This window comes from Streptomyces sp. PA03-6a (assembly GCF_033792765.1).
Lineage (GTDB): Bacteria > Actinomycetota > Actinomycetes > Streptomycetales > Streptomycetaceae > Actinacidiphila.
The window spans coordinates 1-3443 of record NZ_JARAVK010000475.1; the positions used below are offsets into that span (position 1 = coordinate 1).

Sequence of the window (3443 nt, forward strand, 5' to 3'; positions counted from 1 at the left end):
CCGGCCATAGGTCTTCCCCGACGCGTCCGGGTCGGGATCGTAAAGACCCTCGACATCCCAGCCCCGGTTGTCCGGGAACAACGACACCGCGTCCCGGCCTTCGGCCACCAACTCCCACAACTCCTGCGGACTGCCGACCCCACCAGGCAGCCGCACACCCATCCCCACAATCACAACCGGATCGCTGTTGCCATCCACCCCGTGAGGCGGACTCTCCACAAGCGAGTCTGACCCGATAATGATTGACTGCTCTGACCGGCTCAAGGCATGGCTCCTGTCAAGGGAGTACTTGATTTTTTGGGCCCGGACCTGGGGCCTCGTTAAGAAAAAATCACTCTGCGGATCAAAAACATGCTGCAGACGGTGTTCAGCGGAGAAGAACGATGGGCCTGCGTGAGTACGGCTGGGCGCTGCTCGACGTCCGTGCGGGTGCTGCGCCCGACAGCCGCGGAGACGACGCTGCGGAAGGGATTAAGGTGGTCAAAGGGAGATGTTCAATGTGAATTCGGTGATGATTCTTTCCACCTCGTTCTGTCGTTCCTGATGAATCCAGTGACCGGCACCAGTGACGACTTCTACGCCTCGCAGATCGACTACATGATCACGCATGATGGAAGCGAGTCTCGGTATGTCGTAGAACTGAGCAATCGGGTCGCGGTCGCCGATGAGTAAGATGGAAGGAGCGCCCACCACCGCAGTGTTCCACGACTTCGCTATTTCCCAATTTGTGTTCATGTTTCGGTACCAGTTAAGAGGTGTAGTGAAGCCTGTGGACATAAAAATTCGGGTGTAATGTTCGATGTCCTCCGCACTCAGCCATCCGGGAAGCGTGTGAGGGGATGGTCCGCAGATATCGAGGAACTTCTTCCCGGGAGGAAGGACTAGTGAGCTGACGGAAGGGGCATCCCCCGAGAGGCCGTAGAGAACGCGGGTGAAGGTCCTGGCGTAGTCGGCCTCCAACTCACGTGCGGCAGCGGCCCGCTGGAAATAGATCTGGTAGAAGCCCGCGCCGAAGATGGCCCGTACGGCGCTGAGGGGCGGCACTGAGCCGTGACCGACGAATGGCACGCTCAGGGCTGCCACACCGGCCACCTTGGATGGATAGGCCAAGGCCATGTGCCATGCGACGACCGCGCCCCAGTCGTGGCCAACCAAGATTGCCTTTTCTTCCCCCAGCGCCTGTATCAGGGAGGCAATGTCGTCGACCAACTGCGCGATCGTGTAGTCGTCCACGGAGGACGGACGATCGCTCAACCCGTAGCCGCGCTGGTCCGGAGCGACCGCTCGGAAACCTTGAGATGCCAGAACCGGGAGCAGGTGCCGCCAGGAATACGATGTCTCGGGGAATCCGTGCAGGAGGACGATTAGCGGTCCAGTGCCATCCTCGACAACGTTCAATGTGATGCGGCCTGTATTGATCAATCGGTTTTTTTCCATTGTTCTCTCTGGTCTGCGGCGGCTTTGTGGCATTGTCAGGAAACGGCTTCCAATATTTCTTCCCTTCTCAAGAATCCCCCTGAGTAGCGCGGGCCGGTCATATGGTGGCTCAGTCGCTCCCGGACGTCTGGAGCGCCCAACACGTCGGTGCTCTTCTGAAGCAGCGTTGAGATGCTGACGTACGCCCTGCGCAGCACCGGGTCCAGCCGAGCCCCCTTCATTAGCGCCACCGAGGTGGGCCACTCGGGTCCGTTCGGCCGGTACTCTGCGCCTGTGATTTCCCCGCTGATCTCGGCATGCCGGTGGTTGTCGTAGGACAACGCCATGTTGATGTAACTCTTCAATTTCTTTTCGCAGATGTCAGCGTGATGCACTGCTGCGGCAGCCAGGCCTTGCTTGCTTTCTCCGGAAATTACGTCACGTAGAACACATGCCTGCAGTGTCCCGAGAGTGATACCCAGGCCCAGGGTCGGATTCGTTGCCACCATGGCGTCGCCCACGGCCGCGAGCCCGAACACAGTCGGCTTTCCCTCAACCGTGTAACTGCGTTGAACGTGGTCGATGCCGGCCATCGGTATGACGTCTGTAAGCGGCTCTGCATCGAGACAGGGTGCGGCAGCAGGAATGCGACGGGCGAGCGACTCCCACTTTGCATTCTCCCGTATGCCGCGGAGCCGGCGGTCGCGAGCAGCGGTGACCAGCCCTACCCCGACTGTGCGGTTGTCACCAGGCAGCACGAGGGCAGACAGCGTTTCATGCTGAGTCACCAAGTCGGTCAGTCCGTTCGACACGAAGGGGGTGCTCAGCCTGTAGTACCGGCCGTAGTAGATGACTCCTCCGTCCTCCCGGAATTCCGTGGGTGCGACCGGACTGATCGCGCTCACCCACTGCGGGAGCGGGGAGCGGCGGCCGCTGGCGTCTACGACGAGGTCCGCCGCTACCGTCCCCTGGGAGGTATGGACGCCGTGAACACGCGGCACGCCCCTACCGGATTGATCGGCGATCAACCCCGTCACCCGCACGCCGCGGTGGACGTCCAGCCCCATGTGCTCCTGGACGAATCGCGACAGCACCCCTTCGAAGACCGGGCGCCGGACGACGATGGCATCGAACCATTCATCGCCCCGTTCCATGGTCTGGGCGCCTGACGAGGCTCCGTGCAGCAGATTGAAGCGTTGACCGCCGTTCTCGATCAGCGTGTCTGAGAGACCGGGTATCTCGCGGTCGACGACCTCACGCCATTTTGGTTGGATCAGATGTGGCTGACGGAACTGGCTAACGCCTGCTCTTTCCCAGGCCGACCAGTCGGAGTCGGCGTCGAACCGAGGCGTGGCTGCATCCCTGTCCAGGAGCATGACGCTGTGACCGTCGCGGGCCAGAATTGCGCCAGTCATGAGGCCGATTGGTCCGGCACCGATAATCACGATCTTCGGCATTTCAGACTTCCTCACTCATTTTCCCGTTTCCTGTCGGGATGTTTCGTCCGGACGTCAAACGGCAGCAGTGCGTGCCGAGGCGTCTGCATGCTTAGCCGTCATCGTTAAATCCCGGAACTTCTTTCCGTAGATGCGGGAACAGCCATTTTGGCGTCAGTCGGATTCTTCAATTGTGATGGCTGTTCATGCTTCGGGCGCGAAGTCACACCTGAGAAGACTCCCCAAGTTATTGAGCCATGGATGACTACCGTCCCCGGCGGTGGATCGGCCAGCGCGCGCCGTTGAACTTCGCGAGGTCGCCGTATAGACCGCTGTTTTACATGCGAGACGTGAGGATATGAGGTTCGGAAGGTTGCCGCGGGCCGGTTCGGTTGTGCGTTCTGGCGCTCTGGCGTTGTGGTCAGTTGTTGAGTGCGGCGTTGATGAGTTCTTCTTCGCTCATGGTGCGGATATCGGGGGTGGGGGTTTTCTGTGCGGGGGTGGTTTCGTCTGTGAGCCGGAGCAGCGTGTCCAGGATGTTCGCCGTCCGAAGGCGGGCGATGGGGATGCGGGTGAGTGCTTCGCGGAGGG

3 protein-coding genes are annotated in these 3443 nt (G+C 60.6%); all 3 read right to left on the reverse strand.

What is annotated here, in order from left to right:
* Nucleotides 1-198 (reverse strand): beta-ketoacyl synthase N-terminal-like domain-containing protein (locus PV350_RS45645; RefSeq protein ID WP_500339197.1); only part of this gene is annotated, 198 nt, incomplete at its 3' end.
* 282 nt (nt 199-480) lie between these two features.
* Nucleotides 481-1470 carry an alpha/beta hydrolase gene (locus PV350_RS45650; RefSeq protein ID WP_500339198.1) on the reverse strand — a complete coding sequence of 330 codons (990 nt, stop codon included), beginning with the start codon at nt 1468-1470 and terminating at the stop codon, nt 481-483.
* Nucleotides 1471-1472: 2 nt separating this feature from the next.
* Nucleotides 1473-2873, reverse strand: coding sequence for an NAD(P)/FAD-dependent oxidoreductase (locus PV350_RS45655; protein ID WP_500339199.1), 1401 nt, complete (start codon nt 2871-2873; stop codon nt 1473-1475).
* Nucleotides 2874-3443 lie beyond the last annotated feature (570 nt).